At 31.7% G+C, this 25,319-nt stretch carries 20 protein-coding genes and 1 pseudogene; 18 read left to right on the top strand and 3 right to left on the bottom strand.

What is annotated here, in order from left to right; translation table 11 throughout:
- Positions 1–200: 200 nt before the first annotated feature.
- The gene (locus COE53_RS10225) at positions 201–1,070 is read left to right on the top strand and encodes a Cof-type HAD-IIB family hydrolase (RefSeq protein ID WP_069032209.1); all 870 of its coding nucleotides are present in this window, start codon (positions 201–203) and stop codon (positions 1,068–1,070) included.
- 141 nt (positions 1,071–1,211) lie between these two features.
- Positions 1,212–2,432: a sugar efflux transporter gene (locus COE53_RS10220; protein WP_069032210.1), complete on the top strand. Its 1,221-nt coding sequence runs from the start codon at positions 1,212–1,214 to the stop codon at positions 2,430–2,432.
- Between the two features lie 543 nt (positions 2,433–2,975).
- Here the strand turns inward: COE53_RS10220 and COE53_RS10215 are convergent.
- Positions 2,976–4,541: a sigma-54 interaction domain-containing protein gene (locus COE53_RS10215; RefSeq protein ID WP_069032211.1), complete on the bottom strand. Its 1,566-nt coding sequence runs from the start codon at positions 4,539–4,541 to the stop codon at positions 2,976–2,978.
- A gap of 180 nt (positions 4,542–4,721) precedes the next feature.
- On the opposite strand from COE53_RS10215, the pseudogene COE53_RS10210 reads away from it, so the two are divergent.
- The 4 genes and pseudogenes from COE53_RS10210 to COE53_RS10200 form a co-directional block, all read left to right on the top strand.
- Positions 4,722–4,952: pseudogene (locus COE53_RS10210) on the top strand (L-glutamate gamma-semialdehyde dehydrogenase); the annotation flags it as partial.
- Between the two features lie 40 nt (positions 4,953–4,992).
- Positions 4,993–5,979 (top strand): proline dehydrogenase family protein, encoded by a 987-nt coding sequence (locus COE53_RS10205; RefSeq protein WP_069032213.1) that lies wholly within the window; start codon positions 4,993–4,995, stop codon positions 5,977–5,979.
- Between the two features lie 34 nt (positions 5,980–6,013).
- Positions 6,014–6,205 (top strand): nucleotide-binding domain-containing protein, encoded by a 192-nt coding sequence (locus COE53_RS24485; RefSeq protein ID WP_175403434.1) that lies wholly within the window; start codon positions 6,014–6,016, stop codon positions 6,203–6,205.
- A gap of 672 nt (positions 6,206–6,877) precedes the next feature.
- Positions 6,878–7,357: a GNAT family N-acetyltransferase gene (locus COE53_RS10200; RefSeq protein ID WP_084006718.1), complete on the top strand. Its 480-nt coding sequence runs from the start codon at positions 6,878–6,880 to the stop codon at positions 7,355–7,357.
- Between the two features lie 82 nt (positions 7,358–7,439).
- On the opposite strand, the gene COE53_RS10195 is transcribed toward COE53_RS10200, so the two are convergent.
- Positions 7,440–8,837, bottom strand: coding sequence for an aminotransferase-like domain-containing protein (locus tag COE53_RS10195; protein ID WP_098947989.1), 1,398 nt, complete (start codon positions 8,835–8,837; stop codon positions 7,440–7,442).
- Between the two features lie 220 nt (positions 8,838–9,057).
- Between COE53_RS10195 and azlC the strand changes: the two genes are divergently transcribed.
- From azlC to COE53_RS10145, 10 genes are all read left to right on the top strand, one after another.
- Positions 9,058–9,771 (top strand): azaleucine resistance protein AzlC, encoded by a 714-nt coding sequence (gene azlC, locus COE53_RS10190; protein ID WP_069032215.1) that lies wholly within the window; start codon positions 9,058–9,060, stop codon positions 9,769–9,771.
- Positions 9,768–10,100: a branched-chain amino acid transporter permease gene (locus tag COE53_RS10185; protein WP_069032216.1), complete on the top strand. Its 333-nt coding sequence runs from the start codon at positions 9,768–9,770 to the stop codon at positions 10,098–10,100. The genes azlC and COE53_RS10185 overlap by 4 nt, the downstream gene beginning before the upstream one ends.
- A gap of 18 nt (positions 10,101–10,118) precedes the next feature.
- Positions 10,119–11,867 carry an adenine deaminase C-terminal domain-containing protein gene (locus COE53_RS10180; protein WP_483295428.1) on the top strand — a complete coding sequence of 583 codons (1,749 nt, stop codon included), beginning with the start codon at positions 10,119–10,121 and terminating at the stop codon, positions 11,865–11,867.
- 368 nt (positions 11,868–12,235) lie between these two features.
- Complete coding sequence (locus COE53_RS10175; protein ID WP_098947988.1) at positions 12,236–13,693, top strand: spore germination protein; 1,458 nt, start codon at positions 12,236–12,238, stop codon at positions 13,691–13,693.
- A gap of 23 nt (positions 13,694–13,716) precedes the next feature.
- Entirely contained in the window at positions 13,717–14,802 is a 1,086-nt protein-coding gene (locus COE53_RS10170) for a GerAB/ArcD/ProY family transporter (protein ID WP_069032218.1), read from the top strand.
- Between the two features lie 7 nt (positions 14,803–14,809).
- A complete protein-coding gene (locus COE53_RS10165; RefSeq protein WP_084006721.1) occupies positions 14,810–15,928 on the top strand; it encodes a Ger(x)C family spore germination protein in 1,119 nt (372 codons plus the stop codon).
- A 384-nt stretch (positions 15,929–16,312) separates the two neighbouring features.
- A complete protein-coding gene (locus COE53_RS10160; RefSeq protein WP_069032219.1) occupies positions 16,313–18,430 on the top strand; it encodes a HelD family protein in 2,118 nt (705 codons plus the stop codon).
- Between the two features lie 275 nt (positions 18,431–18,705).
- Positions 18,706–19,464 (top strand): ABC transporter ATP-binding protein, encoded by a 759-nt coding sequence (locus COE53_RS10155; protein ID WP_254664525.1) that lies wholly within the window; start codon positions 18,706–18,708, stop codon positions 19,462–19,464.
- Positions 19,465–19,466: 2 nt separating this feature from the next.
- Complete coding sequence (locus tag COE53_RS10150) at positions 19,467–21,101, top strand: hypothetical protein (protein WP_098947987.1); 1,635 nt, start codon at positions 19,467–19,469, stop codon at positions 21,099–21,101.
- A gap of 167 nt (positions 21,102–21,268) precedes the next feature.
- The gene (locus COE53_RS10145) at positions 21,269–22,291 is read left to right on the top strand and encodes an NADH:flavin oxidoreductase/NADH oxidase (RefSeq protein WP_069032221.1); all 1,023 of its coding nucleotides are present in this window, start codon (positions 21,269–21,271) and stop codon (positions 22,289–22,291) included.
- Between the two features lie 84 nt (positions 22,292–22,375).
- Here the strand turns inward: COE53_RS10145 and COE53_RS10140 are convergent, their stop codons facing one another.
- On the bottom strand, positions 22,376–23,176 hold the full coding sequence (locus COE53_RS10140; protein ID WP_069032222.1) for a formate/nitrite transporter family protein: 801 nt from the start codon (positions 23,174–23,176) through the stop codon (positions 22,376–22,378).
- Positions 23,177–23,346: 170 nt separating this feature from the next.
- Between COE53_RS10140 and COE53_RS10135 the strand changes: the two genes are divergently transcribed.
- Positions 23,347–23,913, top strand: coding sequence for a GNAT family N-acetyltransferase (locus COE53_RS10135; RefSeq protein WP_069032223.1), 567 nt, complete (start codon positions 23,347–23,349; stop codon positions 23,911–23,913).
- A 308-nt stretch (positions 23,914–24,221) separates the two neighbouring features.
- Positions 24,222–24,512 carry an SAV0927 family protein gene (locus tag COE53_RS10130; protein WP_069032224.1) on the top strand — a complete coding sequence of 97 codons (291 nt, stop codon included), beginning with the start codon at positions 24,222–24,224 and terminating at the stop codon, positions 24,510–24,512.
- The last annotated feature ends 807 nt before the right edge of the window (positions 24,513–25,319 follow it).

Here is a 25,319-nt window from a genome sequence, read left to right as displayed (position 1 = left end):
TCCTCCTTACTTTAAATTTAAAAAATTTTTCATAGGATATGTAATTGTGAGAGGATTAGGCAATCATTGAGGAGGAATGTGTTAACGAACTCTGCTTATTTTAATGCATAATTAAGTATATCAAACATATCTTCAAAACTATAATATTATCATTTCATCGATGAGGAATTAATTTTAAAACCCTTAAGGGAGAGATACTTATGAAACTAATTGCATTAGACCTTGATGGTACAACACTCAACACTAATAAAATATTAAGTGTAGAAACATTAAATTCGATTAAAAAAGCTCAGGCAGCAGGGCATATCGTGATGATTTTATCCGGGCGTTCACCAAGTTCAGTTAATGATGAACTTTCAAAGTATGGCTTAAATTGTCCAGTTGGAGGCCATAACGGAACCGCATTATATGTGAATGGTAAATTAATTGAACTAAATTCGATAGGAAGACCTCAAGTGCAAAAAATTGCCTTAGAAGTTGAGAGAGAAGACTTGCCGTACAATATTTCTACAAACAAGGGAATATATGCCCCAAGTAATTGGCATAAACGATTTGAACAAGTTGTTTCATCTGGGCGTGTTCCTAAAGAATACTTTTCAAACAGACACTTCAAAATGTTTACTACACCTCCAAGTGTATATGGGCATTCGTTTTTTAACAAAGTTCATGAAATAATTGATAATGAGGATTTGACAGTCCAAAAGTTTCTTATTTTAACCCTTGAACCAAAACAAATGGAGAGACTTGATAAAAAATTAAGATCCATAGATGAGACTTTTGTTACAAGTGCCTCACCTTTTAATCTTGAGGTTACACATATAAATGGAAATAAAGGGTATGGTTTAAAAGCAATGGCCTCATATTTTAATATTCCAATAGAAAATACAGTAGCTATTGGAGATGAAAAAAATGATCTACCGATGTTAAATATAGCCGGATTATCTATAGCAATGGGGAATGCTGAAGAAGAAGTAAAGCTCTCAAGTGATGTTGTTACATTAAGTAATGATGAAAATGGTGTTGCATATGCATTTCAAAAATATATTTTTAAAGAGTCTAATGTACTATAATAGTAAAGAAATCTAAATACATCTAAATATGCAATATTTTCCTTGGTTAAATGTGTGAGTATATAACATTATCCAAGGTTGTTTTTATTTGTCTATTTAAACCAATCGATTAAAATATAGAAAGGTAAGGGGGAATAAAATTTGGTTAGACGGATAAAAGATCTATTTGCCATTAAGGGGTATAGTTTATTTGTCATCTGTTTGTTATTTGTAGGGATCGGACTTTCAATCACAACTCCTTATTTATCACTGTATTCAACAAAATATATAGGGATGAGCTCTGGAGCATTTGGTATCTTCATGGCAGTGATTTCATTAAGTGGTGTTTTAGTTAATACATTTATTGCTGAACGTTCTGATCGAGGGATTGACAGAAAATGGATTATTCTGATTGCGATGATTTCATCTGCAATAGGTTATGCATCCTATTTACTATTTCATAACTACTATTTATTATTAGTTTTTGTTGCTTTATTTAATGGATTAGGTGCAGCGGCTATGCCACAAATTTTTGCATCCGCACAGGAATCGGCAAATGCAAGTTTAACGAAAGACAAGACTTTAGCATTATCAACTTTACGTTCACTTGTTTCTTTAGGTTTTTTAATTGGACCATTAATAGGTACTTTAATTTTAAGGGCAAAAGGTTATCATGGACTTTTTTGGGGAACATCTAGCATTTATGTATTGATTACACTTCTAGTATTCTTCTTTTTAGAAAAGAGAAAGCCAGTTCAGAACAATATAAAAAAGAAAAACAAGACAAAAGTCACAGCCGCTAAACGAAAACAACTTAGATTACCATTTATAGCTTTTATCTTATTATTTGCAGTTAGTTCGATAAATTGGATCAACACACCTCTTTTTATCGTCAATGTGTTACATGGTACTAATACAGATGTTGGATTAGTCGTAAGTTTATGTGCAGGTTTAGAAATTCCAATCATGCTTGTGTTGGGAGTACTTTCTAAAAAAATCTCCAATCATGCATTGATGATCTACGGCTGCTTAATTGGATTACTCTATTACTTAACCTTAAGCATTTCAACTCATACATGGGAGTTAATCGTTGCACAGTTACTACAGGCAACTTACATTGCTATCGTAATGGGTAATGGTATAAGCTATTTTAACGACCTACTACCAAATTCACCGGGATTTTCTGCTTCAATTTATGCGAATTGCTCAACGATCGGAAGTTTAGTAGGAAATTTAGGCGGAGGTCTATTTGCACAATTAGCAGGTTATCGTAATGTTTATTTACTTTGTATATTGTTTGTAATTTGTTCACTCTTTATATTATGGAAATCAAAAAACAATGTGGAAATGGAAATTTCGACAGGTCATAGTCAGTCTGTGTAGTTGATGAATTACACATAAATAACGTATGATTGATCGTTTTTATAAAGCTGGCTGAACATACTCGAACAGGAAAAGGCACAGACCTTGGTTAGCCAATTGCTAAAAGTTAATGGAAAAAACGAATGGTAGTATTACTATAGAGTTTAAAGAAAATAAATTATTTATGAAATGTGTATGGTTTTAGAGGTAGTGTTAATTTTAAGTAAAGTCTAAGATATAAAGTATCAAATAGTTGAGATTAGAGGTTAAGTTCCCTTCGTTATTGGGACTTAACCTTTTTTTATTAAGTGGATTAATATAAGTAATTTGATTTTAGAAGCGGTATCAATGGTGCTACAAATTCAGTGCAAGAGTCGCAGTTAAGGGATCAAATACTGGTGGAGACATTGAGATTTGGATTGCCTTACTGCGGGTGGTGACAACCACTGGTACTCCCCCAATTAAGGAGCTAAATACCTTTCCTAGAAAATAGATGTTATTTGAAAAAAGTGATCGCTAAATTTTTATTGCGCGATCACTTTTTTTGTTAAAAATTACATCTCATTATAACTGCCCATATTTCTTCATTTTGTTATAAAGTGTCACCCTGGAAACACCAAGCATTTTTGCAGCAGCTGATTTATTTCCATATGTTACTTTTAGGGCATGTATTATTAGTGACTTTTCATCCCCTTCGTGTAGTTCTGCTTCTCCGAGAATAGGCGATTGAGAATTTGTGTGTCTTTTAAAAAATTCATTTGGCAATTGTTCAGATTTGATTATATTATCATCTGTAAATATCATTACTCGCTCAATTATATTTCTTAGCTGCCTGATATTGCCGTTCCAAGGAAAATGCATGAATGTTACCATCACTTCCGGAGAAATGACTGGAACCGGCTTCCGGTATTTGATGGAAAACTCTTTTAAAAATAATTGGACAAGTTCGGGTAGGTCTTCCTTTCTGTCTCTGAGGGGCGGGATAGGAATCGTAACCACATTTAACCGATAATATAAATCTTCACGAAATAAACCTTCTTCCACCATTTTCTCCAAATCCCGGTTAGTTGCTGAAAGAATTCGTACATCTATTGGAATAGGTTGGTTTCCGCCAACTCGATAGTATTGTTTCTCCTGCAAGACACGCAGCAACTTTACTTGAAGCTCTAATGGCATTTCCCCAATTTCATCGAGAAATAATGTTCCACCCTTTGCTGTCCCTATTTTTCCTAGCTTCCCTTCTTTTATTGCCCCAGTAAATGCACCTTTTTCATAACCAAATAATTCACTTTCAAAAAGCGCCGAGGGAATGGCCCCGCAGTTAAGATCAACAAATGGCCCTTTTGAACGGGGACTTGCTTTGTGAATAGCCTGTGCAAACAACTCTTTACCAACACCGCTCTCACCAGTAATCACGACGGTTGCATCTGTATGGGCGACTTTCTTGGACAAAGAGATGGAAGTTTTTATCGCTTGGCTTCTTCCCTTTATTTTGTGGAAGGGATCGATAATATCCTTGTTCCCAATCTGATTTTCCAAATCTTGAATATACGCAGTAGTAGTTGTAAGTTCATTATTTAGTTTTACAATTTCTGTAATATCACTTTCAACGGAAATCCCACCTACCACCTTATTCCTGATGAATATTGGTAAGGTGTTAATTAATACATGGACATCTTCCTGCGGCTGGTTATAATGCCGAATAACCCCTTTTCCTTCCTTCATTGTGGACATTAAAACTACTGAATCCTCTTTAAAGCGATTTGTAATTTTAGAGCCGATCATTTCTTCAGCAGAAGTTTTGTACAAATCTTCTGCCTTAGGATTCCATGCAACAACTTTTCCATCGTTGTCTACTATTGTAATGGCATTATCTACGGCACGCAGAAGCGTCTGATAAACACCTGAAAGCTTTTGCCACTCTTGAAAAATAGCATTTATTAATGTAGTAAAAGGGACCCTGCGCACTTGCCTTCCAGCTTCATCAACAAGAACAATATCTTGGTCTAGAACTATTTCTTCAACCTCTGAGAGCAAGGTGTCGACAGAGAATTGTTTTATTTTTTCTGTATGAATCTCCTCATCTAAAGGAAGGGAAATGGACAGAAGTGAAACTTTTTCTTTTAACATAACCAATCACCTTATCACTGTTTAATGGTTTACAAAAGTGTTTATATTTTACACTCCATTTACACTTTTGTAAATGTATAGTTTACACAATTTTCGAAAAATCAAGTATAAAGTAGTTTTTTAAGTTGGCACAAAAATTGCATTTAAATAAAGCAACAAAGAATTTGAGGGGGTAAAAACATGCTATCTTATAAACACGAACCTTTTACAGACTTTTCAAAAGAGGAGAATATAAATGCTTTTAATCAAGCATTAGATCTTGTAAACTCACAGCTTGGGAAAGAATATCCCCTAACCATTGGCGGGGAAAAAATTATAACGGATCACAAAATCACATCATTTAACCCTGCTAATAAAAATGAAGTGGTTGGGGTTGTTTCAAAAGCTAGCAAAGATTTGCCGGAAAAAGCAAACTAGATTTAGGTAGCAGGAAAATATGGGAGGAATCAATATGATATTGAAAGATTTTTTTATGGCCTTATCACAAAACCAATTTCTTAACAGTGCCGCTAAAAAGTATGGTTTAAAAATGGGGGCGCAAAGTGTTGTAGCTGGTACAAATATTGAAGAAGTAATTAAAAGCATTAAAGAGCTAAATAAACATGAGATCTCATGTACGGTTGATAACTTAGGGGAATTTGTCTTTAAAAAGGAAGAAGCAATCCAGGCTAGAGAACAAATTCTGAAAGTCATCGAAGCCATTCATAAGAATAAAGTAGATGCACATATCTCGTTAAAACCGACTCAATTGGGCTTGGACATTGAGTACTCTTTTTGTTTGAGTAATTTAAAAGAAATTGTTCACCAGGCTCATCAATATGGGATTTTTGTTAATATTGATATGGAAGATTATGGACACTTAAAGCCTTCGTTTGATCTTTTAGATGAGCTTTCTTTGGAGTATGATAATGTAGGAACCGTTATTCAGGCATACTTCTATCAATCACAAGAAAATCTCGAAAAGTATAAAGATTTTCGCCTTCGTATTGTAAAAGGTGCATATAAAGAGCCTGAGGAATATGCGTACCAAGACAAGAAAGATATTGATAAAAACTTTATTAAGTTGATAGAATGGCACTTGTTAAATGGAAAATTCACTTCTATTGCAACACATGACCACAAAATTATCCAACATGTTAAAGATTTTGTAAAAAGAAATAATATTCCGAACGATAAATTTGAAATCCAAATGCTGTACGGCTTCAGAAAAGACCTTCAATTGAAACTAGCAAGTGAAGGCTGCAATTTCTGCACTTATGTGCCATTTGGACAGGACTGGTACGGTTACTTTATGCGTCGGCTTGCGGAAAGACCACAAAACTTAAACCTTGTAGCAAAACAGGTCTTTAATAAAAAAAACAACACCATGATTGGCTTAGCGGTCGGTGCCTTTACATTAGGAAGATTATCTAAAGTAAACAAGAAAAAACAGAAATAATAAAAAAATAAGGCGTTTATAATTTAAGGCGAAGTTGGCTGAATTCACAACAACAAACTTGCATGGATTTCATTGTGATCATTATGTAGAGTGCTATATTTTAAAAAGTGGTGAATGTGTAGCAAGGGATCGTATACCAGTAACAATCTATTATATAATGAAACTAGTGATCGAGTTCCCCCTGTTTTTACAATTAATTTGTATTCGTTTTTGTTTAATGAGGTGATTTTATTACCATCATTTCTTAATTAATTTACATTAGATTAGGTACTTCTCAGTGTTCAAACATAGCTTTTCTTATCGAGCTAACGCTAGTATTATTTCAATAAGATCGAAAAAGGACTGTCAAAAATTTAGACAGTCCTTTTTCAAATTGTGTCAGATCGTAATATCTATTTTTACTAAGTTTCTTCTAGCGCTTCCCATAATCGAAGCAGGTGTACATGATAGTTTAATTTTGCAATTCAACCTACTTCATAATAAAGCGTTACTTTTCGATTGCACAGAAATTGCACAGACTTCTTAGAAAACAATAGAATTAAAAGACTTACAAATGAATAAAATTACAGCGACCGCTTGGTTTAATGGACTTAATTGAACTAAAATATTCATAATTACAGTATTAAGACTCGTACCTGTATTTAATAGATTGAGGGTCTTTTTTACTTTCATATTTTATCTGAACAGATGGATTTGAAAATAAACATTTGAATAGTCTTCTTTTACTCAATTTCACCCATCTTTAGGATAAATCTCATGGAAATTACTATCTGATAGCCAAAAGTGCCGTCCTATTTTCATAGTCTGACGATCAAAAAAGGATATTTCTGATATAAAATTGAATACTTAATTGGGACTTTAAGCTTAAAAATTACTTGAATGAAAAGGATGATCTAATTTGACTTTAAATTTGACACTTATGAATCACCAAGATTTTCAGAGGTTTCTAGAAATAGCAACCGTGAATTTTGCGAATGATAAGGTGAAAAATGGAAGTTGGAAAGAAGAAACAGCTTTAGAACAATCTAAGGCAGCTTTTCAATCTTTATTGCCAGAAGGTGAAAATACTGAAAATAACTATTTGAAAAACATTGTTTTAAATGAAGAAAAGATTGGTTATATCTGGTATTCTATTAACATAAAACAAGTGCCAAATTATGCTTATTTATATGAAATTCTAATTTATCCAGAATATAGGGGTCAGGGATTCGGTAAAGAATCGATGAGAATGTGTATAAAAGAAATTAATGAATTAGGAGTAGATGAAGTATGCCTACACGTTTTTGGTCATAATCAAAGTGCATTGAATCTCTATCAACAACTTGGATTTGAGATTACTGATTATAACTTAAAGGTTAGTTCTTCTCGTTTTAATTAAATTTAAAAGAATAAATTAATAGTCTGAAAGGAGCTGATTGTAATTCAGCTCCTTTTTTTCAAATACATTTGTTGTATCGCAATTATTTCATCTGTTTGTCGAGATATTGAGCAAGAACATTCAATCCAGAATCTAAATCATCTAGTGAATGGGTAGAAGAAAGTGCAATACGTAAATACTTTTCAGAAGAAGACTGTCCACTTAGAAAACGATCAGAATGAAACACACGTACACCTAGTTTTTTCAAATCTGCTTCGAAGTTTACCCCATTACTATTTCCATGAATTGGAAGCCAACGGTAAAAACTAAGCGGATGACCAATCTTATTTACAGGGAAATAGGATGAATAAATGTCGTTTACAGTTTCAGCTAACTGTTTCTTTTGTTGTACGATTTCATGCGCTTTTCCTGATAAGATCAGTTCAGTAATTACTTCCACATCCAGTGATGATGTTTTTACGTTAAGATTAAAAATTGCCTTCAAAATTTTTTCACGTAGTGCATCTCCAAAAACCATGTAGGCAACTCTCAATCCAGAACAGATGGACTTTGATGTACCACAAATATATACGCTTTGTTCTGGAAGTAGATTATACATTGGCTGTTTATAGTCAGAAATTACTCCTGCAGTTATAAATGCATGTATATCATCTTCAATTAAAATTAAACGATGCTTCCTTATTACAGAAGCTAGTTCAAGTTTACGAAAGTCAGAAATCATGATAGTAGTTGGGTTACTACAAGAAGGCATTAGGAATATGCCATGTATATTTAATTGGCTACATTGCTTTTCAAGTTCATCCGGCAACATTCCATACTGGTCGCAAGGAATAGGGATTAATTGAATGTGCAGCGTTTTGGCCAACTCAATAAAATTTGAAAAAGTGTAAAAATCTGTTGCAATTCGATTACCTGGCTCAAATAAACTAGCCAAAGCAAGGACCAAAGCATTTTGAGTACCAGACGCAATTGCGATATTATCTTGTTTTGCTTTAATACCAAAAGCTTCCATCCAGTTTAGTGCTGCTGCTTTTTGATGTGGGATACCGGTGGGATCGTTGTAATTTAATAATTGATCTAAATAGCTTTTACCGACTACTTTTTGAATTGCTTCAGTCACAATACTATTCGTTTGTTCAAAAGAAGCCACAAAGCCAAGATCAATACTATTGGCTGTTTTATCTGTTGAAATCGTGATTGAATGAGCTGCATTTGGAGCGACAAAAGTTCCACTACCTGTAATCGCATAGATTAAACCTTTTATTTCACATATTTTGTAGGCGCGAGTGATTGTCGTAAAATTTAGGTCAAGAAAATCGGCTAATTCTCGCTGCGGTGGTAACTTTGTACCAGGTGCTAAAAAACCATTGATAATATCTTGTTCAAGTTGTAGGGCAATGGAATTATAAAAAGGACGCTTTAAAGTCTTTTTGTCTGGTTTCCAAGACATTGGGTAATTTTCAAATGAATTTACTGGCATAGTTTCCACCTCTACTGTTTAATTCCATACAATTATATCATTTTTGTATGGAAATCAAAAAATTAAAAATAGATTCCTAATTGAATAGAAAGTGGTAAACATCCTTTAAACTATACTTGATTTAATTTTTAGAAAATTGTAATCCATACAATTATTTCGTTTTTTGTATGGATTCTCTATGTTAAATTATAATAAATTTAACGATACAGGATGTGAAACTATGAAAAAGGGAAACAAACTTTGGATGGCATTTCGCTTTGCTTTTCCGCACACAATACCCATTTTTGCAGGATTTTTATTTTTAGGTATAGCATATGGGATTTTTATGAACTCTTTAGGATTTAGTGCCATTTATCCTATTCTGATGGGGCTAACAATTTTTGCTGGATCGATGGAATTTATTGCAGCAAACTTATTACTTATGGGTTTCAATCCAATTAACGCACTGTTACTAACTTTAATGGTGAACGCGCGACATTTGTTTTATGGAATCTCAATGTTAGATAAATATAAAGGCACTGGAAAGAAAAAAATCTATCTAATTTTCGGATTATGTGATGAGACTTTTTCGATAAATTATACTGCCGATATCCCAGATAGCGTGGATAAGAGATGGTTTATGTTTTTTGTTACATTCCTTAATCATTTGTATTGGGTAATTGGTGCATCAATTGGAGGAATTTTTGGTTCACTTGTAAAATTCAATACTAAAGGGCTTGAATTCGTCATGACTGCCCTTTTTGTTGTTATATTCATTGAACAGTGGAAAAAAGAGACAAAACACATAAGTGCAATAACAGGGGTTGGTCTTTCAACTATTTGTTTAATTATTTTTGGTGGGGATCACTTTATTATTCCTGCGATGCTTTCAATTCTTGTTACACTTAGTGTACTTAGAAGAAAACCATCTAAGAAAGTCGAGGTATCAGTATGACGATGAATATAACACAGCAAATTATCACAGTATCAATGGTTGTTTTAGGTACTATGCTTACAAGATTTCTTCCATTTATCATTTTTCCACCTGGGAAAGCTACACCGAAGTATATTCAGTATCTAGGTAAAGTCCTACCGTCTGCGGTAATTGGACTATTGGTCATCTATTGCTTTAAAAATGTAAATATACTTTCTCATACGCACGGTATTCCAGAGTTCATGTCAGTATTTGTTGTTGCGATTCTCCATTTATGGAAGAGAATGATGCTTCTGTCGATTGCGGGAGGTACGATAGTTTATATGATTCTTGTTCAGTTAGTTTTTTAACAAAATAGGGGTGAAATGATGAAAAATTATAGATGGAGTAATGAACAAATTAGAAACCAAGTAAGCGTTCTTGATGGAGTAATTAATCCGCATATCATTTTAAAAAATGCAACGTATTTAAATTCATATTTGAATCAATGGTTACATGCAAATATTTGGGTTTATCAAGATCGGATTGTTTATGTTGGAGAGGTTCTTCCGGAAAACTTGAATGAAATTGAAGTGGTTGATTGTGAAGGGCAATACTTAGTGCCAGGTTATATTGAACCTCATGCTCATCCTTATCAACTCTATAATCCTCTTACTTTAGCAAAACATGCTGGACAATTCGGTACTACAACATTAATAAACGATAATCTAAAATTCTTCTTAGAATTGCCTAGTCATGCTGCTTTTGAATTATTAAATGATTTTAAAAATATCCCATCAAGCATGTATTGGTGGTGTCGTTTCGATGCACAAACTGAATTTCCGAATAATGATAAGTTATTCAATACAAAAGATGTTATGTCATGGCTTGAAAATGATTTAGTTTTACAAGGTGGAGAACTAACTGCGTGGCCAAAGCTATTAAATGGTGACAACCAAATGCTTACTTGGATACAGGAGACGAAGAAGCTAAATAAGAAAGTGGAAGGGCATTTTCCTGGAGCTTCAGAACGCACTTTAGCTAAATTAATGTTATTAGGTGCAGATTGTGATCATGAAGCAATGACAGGAAACGAAGTACTTTCGCGCTTAATGCAAGGCTATATGGTTTCATTAAGACATTCTTCGATACGACCCGATTTAGAAGTGCTTTTAAAGGAAATTAAAGAACTCGGCATTCAAAAATTTGATCGTTTTTTCTTTACGACTGACGGTTCACATCCTTATTTTTATGAAAAAGGAATGACTGATGAATTAATAAAAATAGCAATCCGTCACGAAATACCATTGATTGAAGCATATAATATGGCTAGTTTTAATGTAGCTTGCTATTATCATCTGGAACATTTACATGGTTCAATCGCCACGGGAAGAATTGCAAATATTAATTTACTAGAAAGTAAAGAAAACCCAACACCTAAAAGTGTTTTAGCAAAAGGTAAATGGATCAAGAAAGACGGGAACCTTATCAATCAATATTCACCGATCGATTGGGAGAAATATCAATTTTCTAAACTAGATTTAAAGTGGACTTTACATAAAGAGGATCTGAACCTATCAAATTCATATGGTATAAACTTGATAAATAATGTTATTACAAAACCATATGAAAGTATGATTGATCTAGAATGTGAAGAATTATCATACGAGCATGATGAATGTTTTCTTTTAATGGTTGGAAGAGATGGTTCTTGGAGATTAAACTCGTTAGTGAAAGGATTTGCTCAACACATGGGTGGATTTGCAAGTTCTTATTCTGGTACTGGAGACATTTTAATCTTAGGCAAAAGAAAGTCAGATATGTTGAAAGCTTTTGAAAGAATGAAAGAAATAGGTGGTGGCATGGTACTAGTTGAAGAGAACAAAATTGTTCACGAAATATCTTTAACTTTAAAAGGTAGCATGTCAGAATTAGAAATGGACAGTTTAATCCAAATTGAGAAAAAGATGATTGAATTGCTAAAAGAAAAAGGATATAAATACGACGATCCTGCTTTTACATTATTATTCTTTTCTGCAACCCATTTACCATTTATTCGATTAACTCCAAGTGGATTATATGATGTGAAAAATAAAGAAATTTTAGTTTCACCAACAAAAAGGGAAATTGTACTTTAAGAGAAAATAACATTGAAAAAAATGTAAAATCTTAACAAAAAAACATAAACTATAAAGCTGTATCTAAGGCATGAATCTGAAAATTAATCTGATTCATGCTTTTTGATTTGTTTGAATTTGATTATTTTAATTTAAAACTAACAGATCAAAAAATTGAATTATTCGAAATTCAAAAGTTTACAATATGCTATCTAGTAATTATTAAACCTAAAATTTAATATAATTTTCATTTTTACGCTTTTTTTTGACAAACAATAATGAAAAGAAACAAAAAAGCGCATACTAATCAAGATAATTTTTAGAGTGGAAGATGGTAGGATGATTTATCTATAAAAGTTCTTAGTTTTTGCGAAGGGATGAAATAGTAAGTGGTTGATTTAAATGGAAGAAATGAAAAAAATAAGAAAAATAATGTCCATAATTTCACAATTAATCCCAAAGGAAATATCAATGAAAACTTGGAAATCATCGAATCAATCTTTCCTACTTCTGACCTTGTAAAAAAAATTCTAATGATTGATGGCAAGCCTGCACTTTTAATTTATTTATCGGGTCTAGTAAATGAACAAAAAATTGATTCATTTATTAATAATATAATTTCGCAAAAAAAAGATTTCGAGTTATTCGTAAATAATAATACGGAAAGTACGATTCGAATTGCTAAAATCGAAAAATCTGTACTAGAGGGTAAGAGCGTTTTATTTTTAGATGGGGTTTCATCTGCTTTTATTTATTCTACAGAGAATCCACCTCATAGGACATTCATGCCACCTACTATCGATAATTCGCTGAAGGGTTCAAGAATATCTTTTGTTGAAACGTATCAAGATAACATTGCATTGCTCCGTAGATTTATTCAAAATCGAGATTTTCGAACAAAGCAAACAGAAATTGGAAATGAGAATAGAAGCATCGTGTCAATTGCTTATTTAGATAATGTGGTTGAAAATAATTTACTTTTATCTATTGAAAACAAAATTTCAGAAATAAAAGTAGATTCTATACTAAATGCAAATCAATTGGCTCAATTAATGGAGAGAAATCAATTCTCACCATTTCCACAAATATTAACTACTGAAAGGCCAGATGAAGCGGCTTCAGCAATATTAAAAGGAAAAGTCGTTCTAATATTAGATCGTTCATCTGATGTCATTATTTTACCTTCTGAGTTCATATCATTTTTTACAAGTATTGATGATTATTCTTCTAGATCTTTAGTAGCTACATTTAATCGAATTCTAAGAGTTGTAGCTTTCTTTATTACGCTCTATTTACCTGGAATTTATATTGCAATTGTTTCGTTTAACTTTGAAGTTGTACCTTTAAAATTACTTTTTTCTATTGGTGAATCACGTGCACAGGTCCCTTTTGATCCTCTATTTGAAGCAATTATTATGGAAATTACATTAGAAATGCTTAGAGAAGCTGGTATTAGATTACCAGCGCCAATTAGTACAACAGTAGGGGTAGTAGGGGGGATTGTAATTGGACAAGCTGCAGTTCAAGCAGGTATTGTAAGTAACATTATGGTTATTGTAGTTGCATTAACAGCTATTTCTTCGTTTATTATTCCAAAATATGAAATGGCATCAAGTTTACGCATCTTAAGATTTCCTATAATGGTGATGGCGTCATTATTTGGCATTTTTGGACTTGTTATTAGTACAATGATCTTAACTGTTCACGTACTATCATTAAAGAGTTTCAATACAGCATATTCTTCACCCCTATCACCAATTATTTTTAGTCAACTAAAGGATACATTTATACGAATTCCTTTAAACTATCTTTGGAAAAATCAAAATAAAACGATTAAAAAGGATTAAGTGAATATTGGATGTGATTATTAATGAATATCACTAAATTGAACATTACATACTACCAATTTGTTCTTATTATTTTTGGCGTTCAAATAGGTATTGGAATGTTATCGCTACCACGTGAATTAGCTGAAAAATCAGGTGCAGGCAGTTGGATTTCGATCTTAATTGGAGGTTTAATTTCAACAATTTTAAGTACTTTATATATAAAATTATGTCAAAAAGTTCCACACAAAAATTTTTCTTCATTTATTACTTTTTATTTAGGAAAAATAGTTGGAAAAATAATGCTTTTTTTAATCTCAATCTATTTCATATATGGTGCATCTTTAGTTTTAATGCTATCTGTATTATTTGTTCAATCATATTTACTTCAACATACAAGTGCTTATATTATATTGTTCTTATTTTTGGTTCCGTCTTTTCAATTAGTAACTGGAGGTATTCATTTAATTGCGAAATATATTGAAACAATATTTCCATTAGTTATATTTTTCTTACTTATGTTATTTCTGACATTAAAAATTCCAAACTTTAAAAATCTAATTCCTATTTTGAAAGAAGGTTGGATGCCTATTATAAAATCTGTTCCTACAACGACTGTGTCATTTTTAGGAATCGAAATCATATTTGTAATCTATCCATTTTTAGATAAGAAGGAAAAAGCAATGAAGGGAGTTATTATAGCAAATGTGATGAGTTCGTTTACCTATTTATTTGTAACAATAATTTGTTTTTTAAATTATAATCCATATGAGATATTAACTATTTTTGCACCTGTTATTGATATTTTAAGTATTATCGAATTTCAATTTTTAGAGCGAATGGATGTAATTTTATTATCTTTACTATTTATGGTAATTTCAAAAACATGGGTTACCTATTTTTGGGCAGGTATGGACGGACTTTATGAGTTATTTAAAATAAAACGATTTCCGCTTTTTGTAATGACTATTTTTAGTTTCATTATAATTAGTTCATTTTTTTTCATTCCATCCTTTAAATTCTTTGATCTTCAAGTGAAAACTTTTTCTAATTTGGGGCTCATTGTTATTTTAGGCCTACCTATATTGTTATGGATAGGTGGAATAATAAATAAAAAAAATTTCGGGTGACATCAAAGTGAAAAAAATTGCTCATTGTTTATTAAGTTTGATGATATTAATGGGATTAACAGGTTGTAATGATAAAGTTAATATTGAAGACATTACTATGGCGCTTTTATACGGAATTGATTTAGACGAACAAGGGAATGTTACTATTTATATGTCAAGCCCTGTTTTTAGTAAAGATGCGAAAGAAAAAAATGAAGAATTTAAAGTGAAAAGTTTATCTTTCAAAGAAGCCAGAGATTATTTTGATGCAAAAGCAACTGGTATTACAGCAGGTGGTAAGTTGCAGGCTATATTAATCGGTAGAAAAATAATTGAACGTAACGACTGGTTTTCTTTATTAGATGTATTTTACCGAGATCCAAAGATGCGTCTTAATGCTGATATATTAGTTATTAACGGTTCTGTTTCAGATGTTTTTGAATTTAGTCCGAAAAATAAGCCAAGATTATCAGTCTTTATTCCACAGTTAATAAAAACAGCCAATTTTAGAAATGTCTCAGTAAGAACTACATTACGAAATTTTTACTCTTTGAATTCAGAAAAAGGTATTACACCTTTTGCACCTGAATTAACTTTAAAGGATGATATTTTAGAAATAAGTGGTACTACTTTATTAAACAATCAAAATCAATATAGTAGGTCCCTATCATTAAAAGAAACATTGCTAATAAAAATATTAGCGGATAGAAATACAGGACAAATAAGTATGTGGTTAAAGGATAAACAAGACAACAAAAATAATAATACCATCCCTAATGATAAAATCAGTTTTTATGTTAGGGATATAAAAAGGAATGTAAAAAAGAAATATAAAGATGGAAAATACCAATTTGATATAAACCTTAAATTACCGGTATCAATAACAGAATCCCCAATATTATTAAATGATGAATCACAAGGAAATTTGAAAAAGGAAATTGAGCATGAATTACAAAAAGAACTTAATCATTTAATTAAATCACTACAAAAAGAAAAGTTGGATCCTATTGGTCTTGGTCAATTCGCAAGGTCATTTAAATACCATGAATGGAAAAAAGTAGAAGATGATTGGGTTAGTGCATACCAACAATCAAAAATTAATGTAAACGTAAAAATTATCTTGGTAGATAAAGGGACAACTATGTAAGTAAAAAGATATATAATTTCACAAAATAAACAAAACAATAAAACAAGTGAAAATCACTTAATGAAAGATTCTTTTAAAAATAATTTTGAAAAAGAAGTAATCCGTAATGGAAAGATGATTTCTGTGTTGTACAGTTTTCATCTTTTTTAATTTAAAATTGTTATTGAATTTATTATAGTTTCTTTTTTCTTTTGTTCAGCTACAGTCATTTTCCTAGTTCCATATAGTAATAATATTTAATTTATTTGATATAACAAGAAAAGCTTAACCATTATCAAAAATAATTTTTTAATAATAATGTCTTTACTTTATTATTAAATTCTTGATACAATAGCTTTCCGTCTGAAAATTCGGCTATTTATTTACATAAAGGGAGGTTAGAAAATGGCGACACAGCAATTCGAAGAAGAACTTCAATATTTAAACACAATTTTATCTGAAATGGAACGGCAACTAACGAAACTTGAAGGGATTCCCGTTTACACTGGAAGTGATGTAACCGAACAAGTACTAGAAGGAATAAGAGAAACAAATCGAAGGAATCTTCGCTTAGCTAAAAACGAACCTTATTTTGGTCGTATGGATTTTCAAGAGGAGCATAAAGATTCGGTACCAGTTTACATAGGAAAAGTAGGAATATCAGAACAAGCTACAGAAAATCCATTGATAATTGATTGGCGTGCACCAATTGCTAGTATGTTTTATTCGTTTACTGGAGGGGACGATCCTGCTTATTACGAATCGCCTGAAGGTATTATCGAAGGTATTATCTATTTAAAACGAAATATAGTAATCCGCAAAAAAAATCTCCAACGCGTTGTAGATACATATGTAAAAGGCGATCAAGATGTATCAACTACTGATGATTTTCTTCTATATCGATTAAGTGAAAACAAAGATAATCGCTTGAAGGATATTGTCTCTACTATTCAATCTGAACAAAATGATATTATTCGTTCATCCAAAAATACACCTTTAGTCATTCAAGGAGTAGCAGGAAGCGGAAAAACAACTGTTGCTCTTCATCGACTTGCATTTCTGATTTACCAATACCGTGAAACATTAAGGGCAGATAAAATGATTATTTTTGCACCTAATAATATGTTTCTAGATTATATTTCTAACGTTCTTCCAGAGTTAGGAGTAGGTGGCATCCAACAGACAACATTTTCAGATTGGGCATTAAATACTCTCGACCATGATGTAAAATTAAAGGATTCGTCAGAAAACTTAAACAAATGGTTCGCAATTGGTGCTAATCGTCTTGAAATCAATCAATATAGTCCAGGTAAATGGAAAGGTTCAACTCATTTTATGTCATATATTGATCGATGTATGGATATGTATGAAGCCTCAGCTGTTCCTGAGAAAGATTTCAAACCTTGGAAAAAAAGAATGATTGATAAAGAAACACTTAAACATTGGTTTAGTATTGAATATAAACATTATCCACTTGCTAAACGGAGAGAACGAATTGTTGCAAGGCTCAAGAAATGGATTGATAATGAGCTAAAGATTATAGAAGAAACAAATATAAGAAAAGAGAAAAAGAAAAAAGCTATTCAATATTTAAATTCTTATATGAAACAATGGCCAAAGCATACTGCACTTTCTTTCTATAAATCTCTATTCACTACAACAAAGGGTGCTTCTATTGTAGACGAAATACCAGCAGATATTATTAAATCAACATCTTTAAATTGTAAAAAGAAAGAGATGGATCAGGAGGATTTGGCTCCGCTAGTCTATATTCACAATCGTCTTTTTGGAATTGAGTCACAGCAAAAGTTCCATCATGTAATCGTTGACGAAGCGCAAGATTTTTCACCTTTCCAAATTGCACTATTAAAGCAGATGACGCTTAGAAATTCGTTCACGATTCTCGGAGATTTATCCCAAGCCATTCACGAGTATCAAGGTATTAATAATTGGGATGAGTTTTTAGAGGTATTCAATGCAAAAGAAGTAACCTATTACGAGTTAAATAGAAGCTATCGTTCCACAATGGAAATCATTCAGTTTGCGAATGAGATTATAAAAAAGGCAAATATACCTGTTAGCTTAGCAAATCCAGTATTTCGAAGTGGGGAAAAAGTTAAAATACAAGAAGTAGATCACTCAAATCAGATTGAAATAATCATTAATTCCATCCGTCAATTAAAAAAGGATAAAATGGATACAATTGCAATTATTGGTCGGACTGAGGATGAGTGTGCAATTTTACACAGTGAATTATCTGCAGCTGGTGAAGAAGTATCCTTTATTCATTCAAAACAGAGAAAATATGAAGGGGGCATTTCGGTAGTACCGGTGTATCTTTCTAAAGGACTTGAATTTGATGCAGTACTACTTGTCGATGTAGATGATGAACACTACGAAGAAACGAAACAAGACGCTAAATTACTTTATGTTGGATGTACTCGAGCACTACACAATTTGATCGTACTTTACTCTGGAAACAAGTCTCCACTGATTGGAAAATCACCACTTCAGATCGTTTAAATACAATGCTAATTATTTTAACTGAATGATTTAATACAAATTTACAAAAGAGCATCGATTTTATAGATCGATGCTTTTTATATTGACTTGAATTAACTTTTCTAAAACTCCATTTTTAAATTAAAACAGACAAAAAATTCTTCTGTTATTGTAAAAAAATTCCTAAAATATGGTAATTCTTGCTCTTACAACAAGATTAATAGTCTATTAAAATTGAATTATTAAATAAAAAGTAGGTGATCATCATCGAGACAAAACACGAAGTCGTATTGTGCTTGAAGGATTTAAAAAAGGATTATGGTGCAAAATCGGTTTTAAAAGGGATTGATTTAACAGTTCATCGTGGACAAATTATTGGTTATATTGGTCCAAACGGAGCAGGTAAAAGCACGACTATCAAAATTTTATTAGGACTAGAAGGGAATTACTCTGGGAAGGTTGAGATTTTTGGAGAGGAAATTTCAGATCAGAATGTTGAATATAAGAAGAATATTGGGTATGTTCCTGAAATTGCCGAACTATACGATAATCTAACAGCCAGAGAGTATTTAACATTCGTTGGCGAGTTATACGGAATGGATTTTGATGAAGCTGATGAGAAGGCTATGAAGTTAATGAAGGTATTTGGTTTGGAGGAAGTTTATTTATCGCGAATTGCTTCTTTTTCAAAAGGGATGAGGCAAAAAGTCCTAATCATTTCAAGTTTAATACATAATCCTGACCTATTATTTTTGGATGAGCCACTTAGTGGACTTGATGCAAATAGTGTAATGGTATTTAAAGAAATACTAGACATTCTCGCAGCTAATGGAAAAACGATCTTTTATTCATCACATATTATGGACGTAGTAGAGAAAATAAGTAATCGAATTATTTTGATTAATGATGGCAAAATCGTTGCAGATGGTAGTTTTAAAGAATTAAAGGAGCAAAATGAAGAAGGATCATTGGAACAAATTTTCAATCAGCTTACAGGATTTAATGAACATCAAGCTTTAGCTGAGGAATTCGTATCCATTGTAAAAGGGGGATAACTGTGAAGGATTTCCCTACGTTAAAAATCTTAGACTTTTTTCGACCGCTTTTTGAACTATTTGGTGTTGATTATCCAATCATGCGTAAAATTTTAGCAGTTAAATTAACAATGGATAGTCGTAGGACACCGACCATTTTTAATCAAAATAACAAGAAAACAAAAAAAGACGAAGAAAATGGAGTTACAAAATCTTTAGGAATGTATGCTTTACTTAGTCTAATGCTCATACCTTTAGTGCTTTTTGGAAAAAGTTATGTATATGAAATGAGCGCTTTTTTTGGCATTATTATGTTCCTCATCATGACATCAATGATCTCAGATTTTTCAAATGTCTTACTTGATGTGAAAGACAAGGGGATTCTTCATACGAAACCGATCGGAAAAAAGACGATTACTGCTGCTAAAATGGTACATATATCGATCTATCTTTTATTAATAACTACATCTATTACAGCATTGCCAGTAATAGTTGGGACATTTAGACACGGTTTTTTATTTTTAATTTTAGCGATTGTAGAGCTTCTTCTAGTCAATTTATTTATAGTTGTTTTAACTTCAATTATTTATTATATTATTTTAAGATTTTTTGATGGTGAAAAGTTAAAAGATATTATCAATTACGTTCAAATCGGGCTATCAATTTCAATTGCTGTTGGTTATCAACTTGTTGGTAGAGCATTTAGCTTTGTAAATCTAGATATGTCATTTTCGCCAAATTGGTACCATTTTCTGATTCCACCTATTTGGTTTGGGGCACCATTTGAGCTGATTTTAAATCGTAATACAAGTACTTATCTTATTGGATTTTCTATTTTAGCAGTAATAATCCCTATTATTGCAATCATGTTTTACAGTTTATTGATCCCATCCTTTGAGAAAAATCTTCAAAAATTATCAAATAATAGCGGCTTAAATAGAAAAAAAGACAGTAAGTGGAAAAATTGGCTAGCTAATGTAATTTGTAAAAATAATGAAGAAAAAGTATTTTTTAGATTTGCAGATAATATGATACGAAACGAGAGGGAATTCCGACTAAAGGTTTATCCGTCATTAGGATTATCCATCGTTCTCCCATTTGTTTTCTTATTCAATCAATTACAAATTTCTTCCTACCATCATATCGTATCAAGTAAGAGTTTTCTAACGATTTATATGTCTTGTTTAATTATCCCTAATGCGATTGCAATGTTAAAATATTCCGGGAAATATAAAGGAGCCTGGATCTACAAAACGGCTCCTGTATCAAACCTAGCACCATTATATAGCGCAACATTAAAAGTATTTATCGCAAATCTATATTTTCCGGTCTATTTTATTTTAAGTATAATTTTTATCGGAATCTTTGGTATAAAAATAATTCCTGATCTATTAGTAGTTTTTATAAGCTCAATTTTATATACAGTTATTTGCTCAAATTATCTTAAGGGATCGCTACCATTTTCAGAGTCATTTGAGGATGCCACTCAAAATTCCGGTCTCAAAATAATGGTTGCTTTAATATTAGGGGGCATATTGGCATTAATTCATTGGGGGGTAACATTTATTCCATTTGGTGTAATGATTTATTTAGTCTTGCTAATTATTGTGACTTTCTTTTCATGGAAGCAAGCTTATAAAACGATTTGGAATTTTTGAAATGATTGAATACTAAAAAAGTAGAAGGCATATTGCTTTCTACTTTTTATATTTTATTTCTTGGGTAAGATAAATGAGTGAACTGAGCAATTAAATAGAATTTTTAAAATGATTGGGATAATATGGGATTGTAGCTTAAATATAAAGTTTGTGAGAGGACGTTGACTATGTCTAATTTATTCAAACCATTCAAATACAAAGGATTAGAATTAAAAAATCGTGTTGTAATGCCCCCTATGTGTCAATATTCGGTCCATTTAAAAGATGGGATTCCAACAGATTGGCATTTCGTTCATTATACAAGTCGTGCAATCGGAGGTACGGGTTTAATCATTATAGAAATGACAAACGTTGAAGATCGAGGCCGCATTTCAGATTATTGCCTAGGAATTTGGAGTGATGACCATATACCGGCATTTAAGCGAATTATCGATGAATGTCATAAATATGGTGCAAAAGTTGCGATTCAAATTGCTCATGCAGGACGTAAAGCTGAAGATGCTCCAATTCCAGTGTCCTCTTCACCAAACGCTTTTAACGAGAATTCAAAAACTCCACATGAGTTAACAACTTTAGAAGTAAAAGAAATGGTTGAAAAGTTCAAAAAAGGTGTAGAGCGTGCAGTTCTTGCTGGTGTAGATACGATTGAGCTTCATGGTGCTCATGGCTATCTTATTCACCAATTCGCATCTTCTTATACGAATCAAAGAACAGATGAATATGGACAGGATAAATTTTTATTTGGAAAAGAAGTGATTAAAGCAGCTAAAAGTGTAATGCCAGCTGACATGCCACTTATTATGCGAATTTCTGCGTTAGAATACGTGGATGGAGGCTATGGACTAGATTATTCTGTCGAAATGGCTAAAGCATTCCGTGATGCAGGTGTGGATATCTTCCACATTTCATCCGGTGGTGAAGGTCCAATCGGTTCAGGAGGTAGACCTGGATCTCATCCTGGATATCAAGTCAAATTAGCTGAACAAATTAAGAAAGAAGTAGAAATCCCTGTCATTGCAGTTGGGAAATTAGATGATGCAAATCTTGCAGAAGCTGTACTTGGCAATCAAGAAGCGGATTTAATCGCTGTTGGTCGTGGTATGCTAAGCAATCCTTATTGGGCTAATGAAGCTTCAATCCTTCTTGATGGAAAACCTTTGACTCCAAAACCTTATGAAAGAGCATATTAAGAAAAAAGTAAAAAGTACGCTGAGTAATCAGCGTACTTTTCTAATGAGACTATAAAAAAAACTTGGATAGTTTCTAACTAAGTCTTATTTAGAATTTACTTCTTCATCAAAAAATGGTTTGTTCGCAAAATAGTACATAACTGCCATCATAAATTCTCCACCAATAAGATTTCCAATTGTTACAGGAATTAGATTTCGAATAATTCCTGATACAGAAATAGTGGTAGGATGATCAATTACAAGTGCTATTGCAAAGGAGCACATATTGGCAATACTATGCTCGTAACCGGACATAAAGAAACAAAATACAAATAACATCATCGCAGTAATTTTTGTTAGATTTTCAGTTTCACCAAAAGACATTGGTATGAAAAAGGCAAGACACACGAGCCAATTACACAAGATCCCCCTTGCGAATAAATGAAAAATAGAATTATCTATTTTATGTTCGACAACTGATAATAGAAACGCACTTGAGTCAGGAGCATCAAAAAGTCCAGTAGTATAAATGATAAAAGCAAAAAGACATGCGCCTAATACATTTCCTACATAACTATATACCAGGAGCTCAAAGACTTTAGGCCATTTCATTTTATCTCTCAATGCAGCATAAGTGTAATAAAATGTATTCCCAGTAAAGAGATCTCCACCTCCATACCAAATCAACACAATAGCTGCTCCAAATGTTAATGCGGCAATTGGGTAAGCAACAGGAGAATTCACTAAGAAAAAGCCGTTCCCTGTTTTAAAAGCTACCATTACCCCAAAACCAATAAACATACTTGCAAGCATACTTCTTAATACGTAGCGGAGATGGCTTTGGTCAAATATTTTTTGTTTCTTTAAGGCTAACTTTTCAACTTCTAACAGCGGTTTTACTTCCATCAAATCACCCCTTTTTAATTTGTCCATAAATGTTTAAGAAATAGCATTTTTGTAAAATTTTATGGTAAAATTTCATTATTAACAATTTTCCGTATAAATAAATCAGCTGTTATTAATGAGTAGATGGATAACGAATAGTAGAGATAGAAAAGTTTATTGGAGGGGTTAATTTGAAAGAAGTTATAGTACGCCCATATACATTTGAGGATGCAGAGGCTAAGTTACAATTACATGTAGAAAATAAAGAACACTTTGAAAAATGGTCTCCTACATTAAGGAAAGAGGAATTTTATACAGTTGAAGGACAAATGAATAGTATTAAAGAGTTTATGGAAAAAAGTGCAGAAGATAATAGATATGATTTTGCGATCTTTGTTAAAGAAGACAATGAATTTACTTTAATTGGCGAAGTACAGTTCATTTTTGTTACACGAGGACCTAAACAAAGTTGTATGGTTGGTTACCATATTGGGGAAAAATTTAACGGCCAAGGATATATGACGAAAGCTTTGAAACTTGCTTTGAAAATTGCATTTGAAGATTTGAAGTTCCACCGAGTGACTTCAGAAGTTAATCCAGAAAACTTAGGGTCTTTACGCGTCCTTGAAAAGGTTGGATTTGTGAAGGAAGGATATTATCGAAAAAACTTAAAAATTAGAGATCAGTGGTATGATCATGTTTGTTTGGCAATCTTAGAAGAAGAATTTGCAAAAGAAGGTTGCACAAAGCTAATTTAGTAAAATAAACATTTTGTTTAATTTAAGATAGACAGTTTACTGTTTATCTTTTTTTAATAGAAAATAATTTTAATATCTAAAAAAAGTTCAAATTTACATTAGTTTGAAAATAATTAGATGCATTACGACATAATTTTTAATTTATCACAAAATTTTAACAATAAAAATAAAGGAAAATTGGCATATTTTAGCTAATTAATAAGAAAGGGAGTTTATACTCTCTTTCTATTTAATAATCGATGCAATCATTCGATTTAAGTGTAAGATGCTCAAAGTAAAAACTATGGTAAAAAAAAGGAGTGGTAGGGATGAATTTCTACATTATATCGGAAGAGAAGGAAAACCAAAACATTCATTATTACTGTATCGCTGCAGGTAGCCATCGCTACGACTTTGCTGTTATCTTTTCGGGAAAATTTCTAGGTAAAGCAATGGTTGTCTCTATTCAAAGTGGAAGAATGGTATTACTTTGCAGAGAAGACATTGACCATCCAGAACACTGGGATCAAAAGCTCGGCATTGCAGCTGAAGATATCAAAGAAATTGAAACATTTTTTCATTCTATTTTGGATCAACGAATGTTTAGTGATCAATATTAAAAAGTGGGAGTCTCCAAATTTTTGGAGGCTCTTTTTATTTTGTATTTAAAAGTACTTTTTTGAAGAGGTTTGCTTTTTTGCTACCTCTTTTTTATTTTATAACAAAGAATTAAAAAATACATTTCGACATATAATTTTAGTTGCATCACAAAATAAACATTTAATCTATTAATTTCCCCAATTATAAAAAAAATCAATATAAAAAATTTATGTTTTTTTAATAAAACGAATTGATATTTCCTCAAATTAACTTGGGATTCTCTTTAAATATCGTTTAAATGACAATATTTTTAAGTGAAATGCCCTTTTTTATGTTCTTTCATTCATGCTTAAATCCCCCAATTTACTCTAAATTATGATGTATGTAAAATTTGAATTATATTTTTGTTGATTGGTTAGTTTTTACCCTAATTTTTTGTTTAAACAATTATGGAAAAAATAGGGATAAGGAAAATTTTACTATTTTTCTTAAAAAACAATTAATTGTATATTAATTTTGTTTTAAATACCTTACAATTAATAAGAATTTGTAACAATTATATCTCTTTTTATTAATAGTGAGTAAAAACGCTTGTTTTGTTAATTACGTTACAGGTAAATAGACCTTGAAAATCCTCGGAAATTCATATTATCAAATCCAAAAGTTCTATTTTTGAGTAATCTAAAAGGTATTATTGAGTGTTTACTAGAAAATAATTCCAAGAGAAAGGAGGGGTTTGATAGTTTTGATTTGTAAATGATGTAACTACATATAAGTTTAATCCATTTGTTTTCATTCATTAAATAATTCTAATCTTACATTTAAAT

It is taken from the genome of Bacillus sp. AFS029533, from assembly GCF_002585125.1.
Lineage (GTDB): Bacteria > Bacillota > Bacilli > Bacillales > Bacillaceae_G > Gottfriedia > Gottfriedia luciferensis_B.
The sequence above is the reverse complement of the archived record's forward strand: the minus strand, read 5'-3'. Positions and strand labels throughout refer to the sequence as shown.

Coding starts and splice junctions, on each gene's coding strand:
- COE53_RS10180 (WP_483295428.1), top strand. CDS start 10,119: ATGAAAAATTATAGATGGAGTAATGAACAAATTAGAAACCAAGTAAGC.
- COE53_RS10195 (WP_098947989.1), bottom strand. CDS start 8,837: ATGCCAGTAAATTCATTTGAAAATTACCCAATGTCTTGGAAACCAGAC.
- COE53_RS10145 (WP_069032221.1), top strand. CDS start 21,269: ATGTCTAATTTATTCAAACCATTCAAATACAAAGGATTAGAATTAAAA.
- COE53_RS10185 (WP_069032216.1), top strand. CDS start 9,768: ATGACGATGAATATAACACAGCAAATTATCACAGTATCAATGGTTGTT.
- COE53_RS10225 (WP_069032209.1), top strand. CDS start 201: ATGAAACTAATTGCATTAGACCTTGATGGTACAACACTCAACACTAAT.
- COE53_RS10170 (WP_069032218.1), top strand. CDS start 13,717: ATGAATATCACTAAATTGAACATTACATACTACCAATTTGTTCTTATT.
- azlC (WP_069032215.1), top strand. CDS start 9,058: ATGAAAAAGGGAAACAAACTTTGGATGGCATTTCGCTTTGCTTTTCCG.
- COE53_RS10215 (WP_069032211.1), bottom strand. CDS start 4,541: ATGTTAAAAGAAAAAGTTTCACTTCTGTCCATTTCCCTTCCTTTAGAT.
- COE53_RS10130 (WP_069032224.1), top strand. CDS start 24,222: ATGAATTTCTACATTATATCGGAAGAGAAGGAAAACCAAAACATTCAT.
- COE53_RS10205 (WP_069032213.1), top strand. CDS start 4,993: ATGATATTGAAAGATTTTTTTATGGCCTTATCACAAAACCAATTTCTT.
- COE53_RS10140 (WP_069032222.1), bottom strand. CDS start 23,176: ATGGAAGTAAAACCGCTGTTAGAAGTTGAAAAGTTAGCCTTAAAGAAA.
- COE53_RS10160 (WP_069032219.1), top strand. CDS start 16,313: ATGGCGACACAGCAATTCGAAGAAGAACTTCAATATTTAAACACAATT.